Below are 13019 nucleotides of genomic sequence, written 5' to 3'. Positions count from 1 at the left end.
GGTGATCATATGGCCGAAAAATGGTTTCAAGTCGGAAAAATTGTCAATACGCACGGAATTCGCGGCGAAGTGCGCGTCGTTTCCGTAACTGATTTTCCTGATGAGCGATATAAACGCGGAAACCGTTTATACATTTTTCAAAAAGACAAAGAGCCTGTTGAAGTTATTGTCAAATCTCATCGAATTCATAAAAATTTTGATTTATTGTCTTTTGAAGGGTATGATTCGATCAATGAGGTTGAGCCGTTTAAAGGCTCAGACATAAAGGTTCCAGAAAGCCAGCTTGGCAGCCTGGATGAAGGAGAATATTATTTTCATGAAATCATCGGATGCTCCGTGTATACCGAAGACGGCGATGAGCTGGGGATCATAAATGAAATTTTAACGCCCGGTGCCAACGATGTGTGGGTTGTCAAACAAAAAGGCAAAAAAGATTTGTTGATTCCATATATCGAGGATGTTGTGAAACATATTGATGTGAAAGAGAAGCGAGTCATCATTTTTCCTATGGAAGGGTTATTGGACAAATGATTATCGATGTACTGACTTTATTTCCTGATATGTTCGCTGGAGTTTTTAACCAATCGATTTTAAAAAAAGCTCAGGAGAAGGATGCTGTTTCGATTAACGTTATTAATTTTCGAGATTATTCAACAGACAAGCATCAGTCGGTCGATGATTATCCGTACGGTGGCGGTGCCGGCATGGTATTAAAGCCGGAGCCGATCTTTCATTCTGTTGAGGCTGTAAAAGAAAAGCGAAACGCACAGCATTCGAAAGTCATACTTGTTTGTCCGCAAGGAGAACGCTTTACCCAAAAAAAAGCAGAGCAGCTGGCTCAAGCAGATCATCTAATATTTATTTGCGGCCATTATGAAGGCTACGACGAAAGAATCCGTTTTCTTGCGACAGACGAGATTTCAATTGGAGACTTTGTCCTGACAGGCGGCGAGCTTGCCGCGATGGTCATCATTGACTGTGTTGTGCGTCTTCTACCAGGTGTTCTCGGAAATGAAGAATCGCACCAAAATGATTCTTTTTCAACGGGACTGCTTGAACATCCGCATTACACCCGCCCTGCTGAATTCAGGGGGATGAAGGTGCCTGATGTGTTATTGTCAGGCCATCACGAAAAAATAGCCGAATGGCGGGAAAAAGAATCGCTCCGAAGAACGTGGGAGCGCAGACCTGACTTATTGGACGGCTATTCTTTAACGGAAAAGCAAAAAAAATGGCTGGAAGAAATAAAAAAGGCGAAATGAATGCTTGCAAATGGTTTGTTTCCTATGATAAGATACGTTTTGTGACATAGACAGCCGGTCTTGTCTTTTTAAAACGATGTTCCGCTGCAAGCATCTTGTATGAGCATCTGTTGGAAGGAGATGATTGCGATGCAAAAATTAATTGAAGAAATTACGAAAGAACAACTTCGCACAGATTTGCCTGAATTTAGACCTGGGGATACCGTCCGTGTTCACGTGAAGGTTGTTGAAGGCTCCCGTGAACGGATTCAGGTTTTTGAAGGAGTTGTAATTAAACGCCGCGGCGGCGGTATTAGCGAAACATTTACTGTTCGTAAAGTTTCTTACGGCGTAGGTGTTGAACGTACATTCCCGCTGCACACTCCAAGAATTGCGAAAATCGAAGTTGTTCGCCGAGGCAAAGTGCGTCGTGCAAAACTTTACTATTTGCGCAATCTACATGGTAAAGCAGCTCGCATTAAAGAAAGATAAACATTCGAACATAAAAAGGGCTTGTATTCAATACAGGCCCTTTTGTCATGTGAGCAGTCATTCACTTATGAATTCATTTAATATTTTTGGAAAAAATTATTTAGCGAAAGCATAATCTGTTTAAAAATAGGTGGACATGTTCTTTTGTTAAGCCAATAATTGTATTAAAATAAATAAAAAACCATTTTAAAAACATAAAGGTGTGAAAGAAATGTCACGTAAAAAAAATGAATTTTTTGAGTGGATGAAAGCTCTAGGTGTCGCCGTCTTGTTGGCGGTCGTCATTCGGACGTTTTTCTTTGCTCCGATTGTCGTTGATGGAGTTTCCATGATGCCGACATTACAAGACCAGGACCGAATGATCGTGAATAAAATCGGAACGAAGCTTGGTGAAATAAAACGCTTTGACATTGTCGTCTTCCATGCAACGGAAGAGAAAGACTACATTAAGCGTGTCATCGGTTTGCCTGGCGATCATATAGAATATAAAGATGACACCCTCTACATTAACGGCAAGAAGTATGAAGAGCCATACTTGGAAAAATATAAACAAAACGGCGTGGATGGCCCTTTAACAGAACCATTTAAACTTGAAGACATTATTGGAAGATCAACTGTGCCTGAAGGCGAATTGTTTGTTATGGGTGATAATAGAAGATACAGCAAAGACTCGCGGCATATAGGGACCATTCCGATTGAATCAGTTATGGGGAAAACTAATTTTGTTTATTGGCCGCTTTCTGAATTTGGAGTTGTAAAGTAGGTGAAGTAGATGACGATTCAATGGTTTCCAGGGCATATGGCAAAAGCGAGACGGCAAGTTGTTGAAAAATTGAAACTGATAGATATTGTCTATGAGCTTGTCGATGCCCGAATCCCTCAGTCATCGAGAAATCCGATGATTGATGACATTATTGCCAATAAAAAAAGAATTTTAATTTTAAATAAAAAGGATATGGCAGACGAAAGCATTACGAAAGAATGGATTCAGTACTACAAAGAACAGGGCATTGCATCAATAGCCATCGACTCGCAAACAGGATCAGGACTAAAACAAATCGTGCAGCTTTCAAAAGAACTGCTCGAAAAAGAACGTGAAAAAATGAAAGCAAAAGGGGTAAAACCAAGGGCGATCCGCGCATTAATTGTTGGAATTCCGAATGTCGGCAAATCAACGCTGATCAATCGCCTTGCAGGAAGAAACATTGCCAAAACCGGCGATCGTCCAGGCATAACGAAACAGCAAAGCTGGATCAAGACAGGAAAAGAATTGGAGCTGCTCGATACCCCAGGCATTCTTTGGCCGAAATTTGAAGATGAAGAAGTCGGGCTGAAGCTGGCTGCGACAGGCGCCATTAAGGATGAGATTTTAAATTTGCAGGATGTAGCAGCTTATGCGATGCGATACTTGATCAAGCATTATCCAGATCGTTTAATGGATCGCTATCAAATCGACAATCTATCAAATGAAAATGAAATCGTCGACTTATTTGATCATATTGGAAAAAAAAGAGGCTGTTTATCAGCTGGCGGCCTGATAGACTATGACAAGACGGCGGAAGTGTTCATAAGGGATGTTCGGACATTGAAGCTGGGGAAAATAAGTTTTGACCGGCCAAATGAATAAAGGCACGCATTCCGCGTGTCTATATTTTATTTTTAACAAAACTCGTTCACTTGAGAGAAGCGGTGCAATCGGCGCTTAACCGGTTAATCGGTTTTCCTTTCTTGACGGGTAAAGAGCTTCCAAAGAAGCTTTCGAGAAATAGTAAAAAAGTCTTGAAAGTCATTTGAGCATTTGAAAAATAGACGCTTAATCAAATTGCAGCCGAGGAAGCCGTTCATGTACAAACTATTCGAACGAAATTTACAAATGCAAATATTAAGGGAGAGGTTGAAGAAAGTTGAATTTAACGGCAAAGGAAATTGAAGAAAAGCTCAGTGCCATCCATGATATAAACGACCCTTTTTTTCTTGCCTGCCAAAAAGATGAGCGGAAAACCGTCCAAAAATTAGTAAAAAAATGGCTGAAGCAATATGAAAAAGAGCAGCAATTGAGACAGCAGTTTCAAAACATGTGCAAATACGAAAGAGCATTGAAAGAAAAGGGATTTCGAATGCTGGCAGGCATTGATGAAGTGGGAAGAGGGTGTCTTGCAGGTCCGGTCGTTGCTGCTTGCGTGATTTTGCCTGATGAATTTTATTTGCCGGGGCTGACGGACTCGAAAAAAATTTCGAAGCAAAAACGGGAAGAGTTTTTTCAATACATAATGGATCTGGCAGTAGATGTCGGGATTGGGTTTGTGTCGGCAAAAGAAATTGATGAGCTAAACATTTACAATGCGACAAAAAAAGCAATGCTTTTAGCCATTGATCAGTTAAAGCAGGCAAAGCCGGATCATTTATTGATTGATGCTCTTGAATTACCAATTAATATTCCGCAGCTTTCCATCATTAAGGGTGATGAAAAAAGCATTACGATTGCAGCAAGCTCCTGCATCGCAAAAGTTGTGAGAGACAGGTACATGGAAGAGCTGGGAAAGCAATTTCCGGAATACGGCTTTGAACGTCATGTGGGCTACGGTACAAAGCAGCATTTGGAAGCGATCGAGAAGCACGGTGTGACGGAGCATCATCGGAAAAGCTTTGCTCCGGTACAAGATGCGTTAAACTTTTTTAACGGGTGATAAGAATGAATGAAATATCTGCTCTTCTTAGGAAGATAAGTCTTCAATCTCTTTTTGATCCCGCGGCCAAAACATTTCAAGATCAAGAGATTGTGAAAGGAAAAGTGTTGAAAATTTATCCTAATTCTCATGCATTGCTTGCAATTGGAAAAATGAAATTAACCGCTGCTGTTGAGGCGGATATTCAAGCAATGAAAACTTATTGGTTTCAGACTGAAGTAACGGAAAGCGGAATCAGACTGAAGCTTTTGTTTCCGGAAAAAGATGAAGGTCATACAGGCCGGGCTATTCTTGAACATTTCCGCCTGCCTGCTGACAATGCGGCCTCGCAGCTTATTGATTTGCTGCTGGAAAATGAAATTCCTTTTTCCAAAAAAGACTTGGCTCTTGCCATCAACATTTTGCAGTCCTTTAAGGGAAAAGCTCCTCGTGAAAGTTTATTTCAGGCGCTTCTCATCGCTTTTGAAAAAAAACTGCCAATTGCGGAGCATGTCATCCGTCCTTTGCTGGCTGTTCTAGACGAGAAGAAGCTGTCTCAGCTCCTTTTTCAATTAGACGAAATGTTAAACAATAGCGGAAGAGCCGAGGACATGAAAGATCTAAACCGAAACCTGTTTCAGCTTACAAACCTTCGTTTTCTATATAAAGCCGAAGAAGTGAACCAAATATTGCGGCAAAGAAATGACACCTTTTCCAAGCAATTGTTGAATAAGCTTGAATTTTGGATGAAAGAAAATCCGCTAGCCATTAAGCAGCTTATATTGAATGAAAACAGTGAGCAAGCATTGCTTCAACCATTCACAAAAGACAAGGCGGACGGAAGTAGAATTGGACAAATGCTGAACGCGGAAGAAAAAAATATGCTGAAAGCGATGTTTCAGCAAAGCATCCACAACGTTTCCGCTCAAGAAGTAAAACAATTGTTAAAAACAGCGATAGCCAAAATCGGCTTATTTGAACATGCTGAAAGCAGTAGCGGTCAGAGTGAATGGCCATTAAAGACACTGCTTATAAAATATTTGCAAAATATGGAACATTCAAGTTTAAGAGGGGCGATGGAGCGCGCTTTAGATTACATAAACGGACAGCATTTTATGCGGGAACAAAAAGGACCTGTTGAACAATTTTTTATTCATGTCCCCATTCAGTTAGGAGAGCAATGGACGGATATTACAATCCAAATCAACGGAAAAAAAGACGAAACAGAAAAAATAAATCCTAATTTTTGCCGAATCGTTTTTTCATTGTATTTAAAAGAAATAAAAGAAACAGTAGTGGACGTATTCATTCAAAATCGCGCTGTAAAAGTTACGATTTACAACGACATTCTTGAAGAAAGCGATATTGTTCAGCATTTGGGAAGCCTTCAGGAAAATTTAAAACAAATCAATTATGTTTTAACAGGAGTTTCTATCCAAAAGGGAAAAACGGATGAACAAACTCAAAAGGTCATTTCCGGACAACCTTACCAGAAGGTGGACATCAAAATATGAAAAAAGAAACAAAAGATTTAAAAGCTGTTGCCCTCAGCTATAACGATGAAAAGGACGCCGCGCCAAAAGTATCGGCAAAAGGTAAAGGGTATGTCGCTGAAAAAATCATTGAAAAAGCGAGAGAAAACAATGTTCCGATTCAAGAAGATCCCTCGCTTATTGAACTTTTGTCAGAAGTGGAAATAAATGAGCAAATTCCCGAGGAGCTTTATGAAGTGGTAGCTGAGCTTTTAAGCTTTATATACCGCTTAGACCAGCAAAGATGAAATAAACGACGTCTTTTTATAAAGAATGGTAGACAATGATGAAACATTTTTATACAATGAAAGCGCAGTCTAAAATTGCCTCGAAAAGGCTAAGATACATAAGTTAGGAGGATGGGATATGAATATCCATGAGTACCAGGGGAAAGAAATCCTCAGAAAATACGGCGTCACGGTACCGAACGGCAAAGTTGCGTTTTCCGTTGAGGAAGCGGTTGAAGCGGCAAAAGAGCTGGGTACTGACGTAGTGGTAGTCAAAGCGCAAATTCATGCTGGCGGCCGCGGGAAAGCTGGCGGAGTAAAAGTAGCGAAAAGTTTAGAAGAGGTTCGCGAGTATGCTAGTGAATTGTTAGGAAAAACGCTCGTTACACATCAAACAGGACCAGAAGGAAAAGAAGTCAAACGTCTTTTAATTGAAGAAGGCTGTGACATTAAAAAAGAATATTATGTTGGTTTTGTTGTTGATCGCGCAACCTCCCGCGTTGTTTTGATGGCGTCTGAGGAAGGCGGCACCGAAATTGAAGAAGTGGCAGCGAAAACACCGGAAAAAATCTTCAAAGAATATATTGATCCGGCAGTAGGACTTCAACCTTTCCAAGCTCGCCGAATCGCATTTAACATTAACATTCCGAAAGAATTAGTCGGACAAGCTGTTAAATTTATGTTGGGACTTTATCAAGTATTTGTCGAAAAGGATTGCTCTATTGCGGAAATTAACCCGCTTGTCGTTACAGGCGACGGAAAGGTTATGGCTTTGGATGCTAAACTAAACTTTGACTCCAATGCATTATACCGTCAAAAAGATGTGTTGGAATATCGTGATTTAGATGAGGAAAATCCGAAAGAAATTGAAGCTTCAAAATATGATTTAAGCTACATAGCTCTTGATGGCAATATCGGGTGCATGGTAAACGGAGCAGGTCTTGCCATGGCAACGATGGATATTATTAAATATTACGGCGGTGAGCCAGCAAACTTCCTAGATGTCGGCGGCGGCGCAACGGCAGAAAAGGTTACGGAAGCGTTTAAAATTATTTTGTCGGATGAAAACGTAAAAGGGATTTTCGTCAATATCTTTGGAGGCATTATGAAATGCGATGTCATCGCACAAGGTGTCGTTGAAGCGACAAAACAAGTTGGCTTGACGATCCCGCTAGTCGTTCGTCTTGAGGGAACGAATGTTGAGCTTGGTAAAAAAATACTAGAAGAGTCAGGCCTAAATATTACATCTGCAGAGTCTATGGCAGACGGGGCGCAAAAAATCGTTTCATTAGTGAAATAGGAAAGCGAGGGAGAAGAATGAGCGTATTTATTAATAAAGATACAAAAGTAATCGTTCAGGGGATTACTGGATCTACTGCATTATTCCATACGAAACAAATGCTTGAATACGGAACGAAGATTGTCGGCGGGACATCCCCAGGCAAAGGCGGTCAGGAAGTCGAAGGAGTTCCGGTTTTCAACACGGTTGAAGAAGCGGTGAAACAAACCGGTGCCAATGCTTCCGTTATTTATGTCCCAGCTCCTTTTGCAGCGGATGCCATTATGGAAGCGGTTGATGCGGAGCTTGACCTAGTCATCTGTATTACAGAACATATCCCGGTTTTAGACATGGTCAAAGTAAAAAGATACATGGAAGGAAAGAAAACTCGATTAATCGGACCGAACTGCCCGGGAGTCATCACACCTGGCGAATGTAAAATCGGCATTATGCCTGGATATATCCACACTAAGGGACATGTCGGAGTCGTTTCCCGTTCAGGTACTTTGACATATGAAGCGGTTCATCAGCTATCGCAAGCAGGCATTGGTCAGTCAACGGCTGTTGGAATTGGCGGGGACCCTGTAAACGGCACAAACTTCATTGACGTGCTAAAAGCATTTAACGAAGATCCGGAAACATATGCCGTCATTATGATTGGTGAAATCGGGGGTACAGCGGAAGAAGAAGCAGCTGAGTGGATTAAAGCAAACATGACAAAACCAGTCGTAGGATTTATCGGCGGACAAACAGCACCTCCAGGAAAACGCATGGGACATGCGGGCGCAATTATTTCCGGAGGTAAAGGAACAGCAGCGGAAAAAATTAAGAAAATGAATGAATGTGGTATTAAAGTCGCAGATACTCCTTCCGTTATTGGCGAGACGTTAATCTCAGTTTTAAAAGAAAAAGGTTTATATGAAAAATGCAAAACTCATTAAAACAAAAGGAGTAGCCACAAGGCTATTCCTTCTTTATAGAATTGAGGTGAGGGCTATTAATCCTAGAAATTTATTAATAAAACTCGCTCATTGCAAAGGTGCGGCAAAGAGAAGAATCGTTCAGCTTTTTGAACAGGAAGGCATGTATGAAGAAGCTCTGCATCTAACGCCTCAAACATTAGCCACCCGTCTGTTTATTCCTCCTAAAAACTATTCAACGTTTATAGAAGATTACCAATCCATTTCAACGGAGAGCCTGCTAAACTATTATAAAAACAGGAATATCCACCTGATTACGATCATTGATTCCCATTATCCAACGTATTTAAAGCATATTTTTGATCCGCCTCCCGTTTTATTTTGCCAAGGGGATATTAGTCTATTAAAAAATATCCGAAATTTAAGCGTTGTCGGAACTCGTCATGCATCGAAATATGGCTGCGACCTTGTTCAATATTTTGTTACGCATTTGGCGAAGCAAAAATTTACGATAATCAGCGGGCTTGCCCTCGGTATTGATGCGAAAGCCCATTGGACGGCCATTGAGGAGAATTCGAAAACAATTGCCGTAATCGCTGGCGGATTTGATCATATTTATCCGAAGGAAAACATGGAGCTGGCTAAAATCATCCAAAAGGAGCATCTTCTCCTCTCTGAGCATCCTCCATATAAAAGACCGGAAAAATGGATGTTTCCAATGCGAAATAGAATTATTAGCGGATTAAGCTTAGGAACCTTTGTTGCTCAAGCTTCCAAACGAAGCGGTTCTCTTATCACTGCCCAGCATGCTTTGGAACAAGGGAGAATCGTTTTTTCACCCCCGGTGCCATTATTTGATCCATTATTTCAAGGGAATATACAATTGTTAAAGGAAGGGGCAGCGCTTGCCCTGTCACCTGATGAGATTATAGAAGAATTAAAGCCGATGTATGAAGAAAAATAATTTTTTTGCGTCTAAAGGCGGAAGCTGATGAATACTGTTTGACAAAATGCATTGGAATATTTAATAATAGTGAAGATTATTTTAACAGTTGAATGATCAACAATCATTTTCATAAACTGATGCATAAAAAGAGAGAAAACCTCTTAAGGAGGAAAAATGAATGTCGGACTACTTAGTCATTGTGGAGTCGCCAGCAAAGGCGAAAACAATTGAAAAGTATTTAGGAAAAAAATATACCGTGAAGGCTTCAATGGGCCATGTTCGGGACTTGCCTAAAAGTCAAATGGGAGTTGACATAGAGCACAATTTTCAACCAAAATACATCACGATAAGAGGGAAAGGGCCGGTTCTGAAAGAGCTCAAGAACGCTGCCAAAAAGGCGAAAAAAGTTTTTCTTGCAGCCGACCCGGACAGAGAGGGAGAGGCGATTGCGTGGCATTTAGCGCAAAGCTTAGATATTGATATCCAATCCGATTGCCGCGTTGTGTTCAATGAAATTACAAAAGATGCGATCAAAGATTCTTTTAAATCGCCAAGAGCTATTAACATGGATTTAGTTGATGCCCAGCAGGCAAGAAGGGTATTAGACAGGCTGGTCGGCTACAATATCAGCCCGATCCTTTGGAAAAAGGTAAAGAAGGGTTTAAGTGCCGGGAGAGTTCAATCTGTTGCTGTCCGTCTAATTATCGATCGTGAAAATGAAATTAAACATTTCAAGCCTGAGGAATATTGGACGATTAACGGAGACTTTCTTAAAGGAACGGAGTCGTTTGAAGCTGCTTTTTGGGGTGTTGAAGGCAAAAAAAAGGAGTTGAAAACAGAGGAAGATGTAAAACAGGTGCTCCAAAAAGTTATTGGAAATGAGTTTACTGTAACGAAAGTAACAAAAAAAGAACGGAGAAGAAATCCTGCACCTCCATTTACTACTTCCTCTTTACAGCAGGAAGCTGCAAGGAAACTCAATTTCCGTGCGAAGAAAACGATGATGGTAGCACAACAGCTGTATGAAGGAATAGACCTCGGCAAGGAAGGCACTGTCGGATTGATTACTTATATGCGTACCGATTCCACGCGAATTTCAGACACAGCGAAATCGGAGGCAATCAGTTATATTGAAAAGATGTTTGGCAGTGAATATGTGCAAGCCAAAACGAGAGGAAGTCAGAAATCAGGCAATGTTCAGGATGCTCACGAAGCGATACGGCCGACCAGCGCTTTTCGAAATCCGGATGGAATAAAAGACTTTTTAACAAAAGACCAATATAAATTATACAAACTGATTTGGGAACGATTTATCGCGAGCCAAATGTCGCCGGCTGTCATGGATACGATGAGCGTTGATTTGGAGAACAATGGTGTTATGTTCCGTGCAAACGGTTCAAAAATCAAATTCCATGGTTTTATGAAAGTATATGTAGAAGGGACGGACGATCAAGAAGAAGATAAAAGCAATCGTCTTTTGCCTGATCTTCAGGAAGGGGATAAAATCTTTTCAAAAGAATTAAAACCGGAGCAGCACTTTACACAGCCGCCTCCAAGGTATACGGAAGCGAGGCTTGTCAAAACGCTGGAGGAATTAGGCATAGGACGTCCTTCTACATATGCACCGACGCTCGATACCATTCAAAGAAGAGGGTATGTTGCGCTTGAAAACAAACGATTTGTCCCAACAGAACTTGGCCAAATTGTCCACGAGCTGATGATGGAATTTTTCCCTGAAATTTTGGATGTGGAATTTACTGCGAAAATGGAGCATGATTTAGATGATATTGAAGAAGGAAAAGTAAATTGGGTAAAAATTATTGATGAATTTTATCATGATTTTTCAAAGAATGTTAAAAAAGCCGAAAATGAAATGGAAAAGGTAGAAATAAAAGATGAATATGCCGGTGTAAAGTGTGAAAAATGCGGAAGCGAAATGGTTTACAAAATGGGAAGGTACGGAAAATTTTTGGCTTGCTCCAATTTTCCAGACTGCCGCAATACAAAACCGATTTTAAAAGAAATCGGTTTGAAGTGTCCGAAATGCCATGAGGGAAATATTGTGGAGAGAAAGTCGAAGAGACGCCGCGTATTTTATGGATGTGACCGTTACCCAGAGTGCGATTTTATTTCTTGGGAAAAGCCGGTTGAAAGAAAATGTCCGAAATGTGGAGAAATTTTGGTAGAAAAACGTTTGAAAAAAGGTGTTCAAGTGCAATGTTCTTCTTGCGACTATAAAGAAGAACCGCAGCGTTAACAAATATCTTCTCTTTGGTGAGCAATGTAAAGCTCACCTTCTTCATGGAGATATTTCGGCAGTTTTTTTTCGAAAACACAACAAGAAGAGAGCTTTTAAAAAGACGGAGGAGTGCTAAAATGAACAATCAAGTTGTCAACGTTATCGGTGCTGGGCTAGCTGGAAGCGAAGCGGCATGGCAAATTGCCAAAAGAGGCATTCAAGTTCGCTTGTACGAAATGCGTCCAAAAAAGCAAACTCCGGCCCATCATACTGATAAATTTGCTGAACTGGTCTGCTCTAATTCGTTGAGAGCCAATTCTTTGACAAATGCAGTCGGAGTATTGAAAGAAGAAATGAGAATGTGTGACTCCGTAATTATTTCGGCTGCTGATCAATGTTCCGTTCCGGCTGGGGGTGCACTTGCCGTTGATCGCCACGAATTTGCGGATATCGTCACTAAACGGGTGAAAGAACATCCCAATATTACCGTCTTTCACGAAGAAGTAACGGACATTCCAGAAGGGCCGACGGTAATAGCGACAGGACCTTTAACTTCAGAAGCATTATCGGAAGCATTAAAAAAGCTTACTGGCGAGGAATATTTATATTTTTACGACGCAGCCGCACCGATAATTGAAAAAGACAGCATTGATATGGAAAAAGTATATTTGAAATCAAGATACGACAAAGGGGAGGCTGCATATTTAAACTGTCCGATGACAGAGGAAGAGTTCGACCGCTTTTATGAGGCATTAATCAGCGCGGAAACTGTTCCTCTAAAAGAATTTGAGAAAGAAATCTTTTTTGAAGGATGCATGCCGATTGAAGTCATGGCAAAGAGAGGAAAGAAAACGCTTCTTTTCGGACCGATGAAGCCTGTCGGCTTGGAGCATCCCGAAACAGGAAAGCGTCCTTTTGCCGTCATCCAGCTGCGGCAGGATAATGCGGCAGGGACTTTGTATAATATCGTCGGCTTCCAAACTCATCTAAAATGGGGTCCGCAAAAGGAAATCATTCAGATGATTCCGGGGCTTGAAAAGGCGGAAATTGTCAGATATGGAGTGATGCATCGAAATACGTTTATCAATTCCCCGAAACTGCTTAGACCAACTTATCAATATAAAGGGCGCGAGGATTTGTTTTTCGCCGGACAAATGACTGGCGTAGAAGGCTATGTTGAGTCAGCTGCTTCCGGATTAATAGCAGGCATTAATGCGGCATGCCTCGTTTTGGGAAAGGAATTGATTGAATTTCCTGATGAAACAGCAATGGGAAGCATGGCAAAGTATATTACAACGGCAGATCCGAATAATTTTCAGCCGATGAATGCGAATTTTGGTCTTTTTAAACCGCTTGACACCCACATTAAAGTGAAAAAAGAAAGAAATGAACAATTGGCAAAAAGAGCACTTCAAACTATTCAAAAAATTTCGAAAAAATTATAAAATGGATTGAAAGGGCTACTGCAAATGTGATA

13 protein-coding genes are annotated in these 13019 nt (G+C 40.9%); all 13 read left to right on the top strand.

The annotated features are described in order from the left end of the window. The first annotated feature begins 9 nt into the window (after positions 1–9). Entirely contained in the window at positions 10–531 is a 522-nt protein-coding gene (gene rimM, locus NSQ41_RS11135) for a ribosome maturation factor RimM (protein WP_339209932.1), read from the top strand. Continuing rightward, positions 528–1262, top strand: a complete 735-nt coding sequence (trmD, locus tag NSQ41_RS11130; protein WP_063388425.1) for a tRNA (guanosine(37)-N1)-methyltransferase TrmD — start codon at positions 528–530, stop codon at positions 1260–1262. Before rimM ends, trmD begins: the two co-directional genes overlap by 4 nt. Positions 1263–1391: 129 nt before the next feature. After that, a complete protein-coding gene (gene rplS, locus NSQ41_RS11125) occupies positions 1392–1733 on the top strand; it encodes a 50S ribosomal protein L19 (RefSeq protein WP_063388424.1) in 342 nt (113 codons plus the stop codon). Between the two features lie 211 nt (positions 1734–1944). Next, complete coding sequence (gene lepB / locus NSQ41_RS11120) at positions 1945–2496, top strand: signal peptidase I (protein WP_063388423.1); 552 nt, start codon at positions 1945–1947, stop codon at positions 2494–2496. Between the two features lie 9 nt (positions 2497–2505). Next, positions 2506–3360, top strand: coding sequence for a ribosome biogenesis GTPase YlqF (ylqF, locus tag NSQ41_RS11115; RefSeq protein ID WP_063388422.1), 855 nt, complete (start codon positions 2506–2508; stop codon positions 3358–3360). 298 nt (positions 3361–3658) lie between these two features. After that, positions 3659–4420, top strand: coding sequence for a ribonuclease HII (locus NSQ41_RS11110; RefSeq protein WP_235600460.1), 762 nt, complete (start codon positions 3659–3661; stop codon positions 4418–4420). 5 nt (positions 4421–4425) lie between these two features. After that, entirely contained in the window at positions 4426–5913 is a 1488-nt protein-coding gene (locus NSQ41_RS11105) for a hypothetical protein (protein WP_339209931.1), read from the top strand. Further along, positions 5910–6179: an EscU/YscU/HrcU family type III secretion system export apparatus switch protein gene (locus NSQ41_RS11100; protein ID WP_063388419.1), complete on the top strand. Its 270-nt coding sequence runs from the start codon at positions 5910–5912 to the stop codon at positions 6177–6179. The genes NSQ41_RS11105 and NSQ41_RS11100 overlap by 4 nt, the downstream gene beginning before the upstream one ends. A 118-nt stretch (positions 6180–6297) precedes the next feature. Then, the gene (sucC, locus tag NSQ41_RS11095; RefSeq protein ID WP_063388418.1) at positions 6298–7458 is read left to right on the top strand and encodes an ADP-forming succinate--CoA ligase subunit beta; all 1161 of its coding nucleotides are present in this window, start codon (positions 6298–6300) and stop codon (positions 7456–7458) included. A 17-nt stretch (positions 7459–7475) separates the two neighbouring features. Further along, positions 7476–8378: a succinate--CoA ligase subunit alpha gene (gene sucD / locus NSQ41_RS11090; protein WP_066246522.1), complete on the top strand. Its 903-nt coding sequence runs from the start codon at positions 7476–7478 to the stop codon at positions 8376–8378. After that, a complete protein-coding gene (dprA, locus tag NSQ41_RS11085; protein ID WP_082830336.1) occupies positions 8356–9321 on the top strand; it encodes a DNA-processing protein DprA in 966 nt (321 codons plus the stop codon). Before sucD ends, dprA begins: the two co-directional genes overlap by 23 nt. Positions 9322–9481: 160 nt before the next feature. Beyond that, the gene (topA, locus tag NSQ41_RS11080; protein ID WP_339209930.1) at positions 9482–11560 is read left to right on the top strand and encodes a type I DNA topoisomerase; all 2079 of its coding nucleotides are present in this window, start codon (positions 9482–9484) and stop codon (positions 11558–11560) included. 119 nt (positions 11561–11679) lie between these two features. Continuing rightward, complete coding sequence (gene trmFO / locus NSQ41_RS11075) at positions 11680–12987, top strand: FADH(2)-oxidizing methylenetetrahydrofolate--tRNA-(uracil(54)-C(5))-methyltransferase TrmFO (RefSeq protein WP_339196567.1); 1308 nt, start codon at positions 11680–11682, stop codon at positions 12985–12987. Positions 12988–13019 lie beyond the last annotated feature (32 nt).

It is taken from the genome of Aeribacillus sp. FSL K6-8210, assembly GCF_037963925.1.
GTDB lineage: Bacteria > Bacillota > Bacilli > Bacillales > Aeribacillaceae > Aeribacillus > Aeribacillus composti.
The sequence above is the reverse complement of the archived record's forward strand: the minus strand, read 5'-3'. Positions and strand labels throughout refer to the sequence as shown.

What these genes read in the sequence shown, in the direction of transcription:
- rimM (WP_339209932.1), top strand. Translation starts at nt 10, where the DNA reads ATGGCCGAAAAATGGTTTCAAGTCGGAAAAATTGTCAATACGCACGGA.
- trmD (WP_063388425.1), top strand. Translation starts at nt 528, where the DNA reads ATGATTATCGATGTACTGACTTTATTTCCTGATATGTTCGCTGGAGTT.
- rplS (WP_063388424.1), top strand. Translation starts at nt 1,392, where the DNA reads ATGCAAAAATTAATTGAAGAAATTACGAAAGAACAACTTCGCACAGAT.
- lepB (WP_063388423.1), top strand. Translation starts at nt 1,945, where the DNA reads ATGTCACGTAAAAAAAATGAATTTTTTGAGTGGATGAAAGCTCTAGGT.
- ylqF (WP_063388422.1), top strand. Translation starts at nt 2,506, where the DNA reads ATGACGATTCAATGGTTTCCAGGGCATATGGCAAAAGCGAGACGGCAA.
- NSQ41_RS11105 (WP_339209931.1), top strand. Translation starts at nt 4,426, where the DNA reads ATGAATGAAATATCTGCTCTTCTTAGGAAGATAAGTCTTCAATCTCTT.
- NSQ41_RS11100 (WP_063388419.1), top strand. Translation starts at nt 5,910, where the DNA reads ATGAAAAAAGAAACAAAAGATTTAAAAGCTGTTGCCCTCAGCTATAAC.
- sucC (WP_063388418.1), top strand. Translation starts at nt 6,298, where the DNA reads ATGAATATCCATGAGTACCAGGGGAAAGAAATCCTCAGAAAATACGGC.
- sucD (WP_066246522.1), top strand. Translation starts at nt 7,476, where the DNA reads ATGAGCGTATTTATTAATAAAGATACAAAAGTAATCGTTCAGGGGATT.
- dprA (WP_082830336.1), top strand. Translation starts at nt 8,356, where the DNA reads ATGAAAAATGCAAAACTCATTAAAACAAAAGGAGTAGCCACAAGGCTA.
- topA (WP_339209930.1), top strand. Translation starts at nt 9,482, where the DNA reads ATGTCGGACTACTTAGTCATTGTGGAGTCGCCAGCAAAGGCGAAAACA.
- trmFO (WP_339196567.1), top strand. Translation starts at nt 11,680, where the DNA reads ATGAACAATCAAGTTGTCAACGTTATCGGTGCTGGGCTAGCTGGAAGC.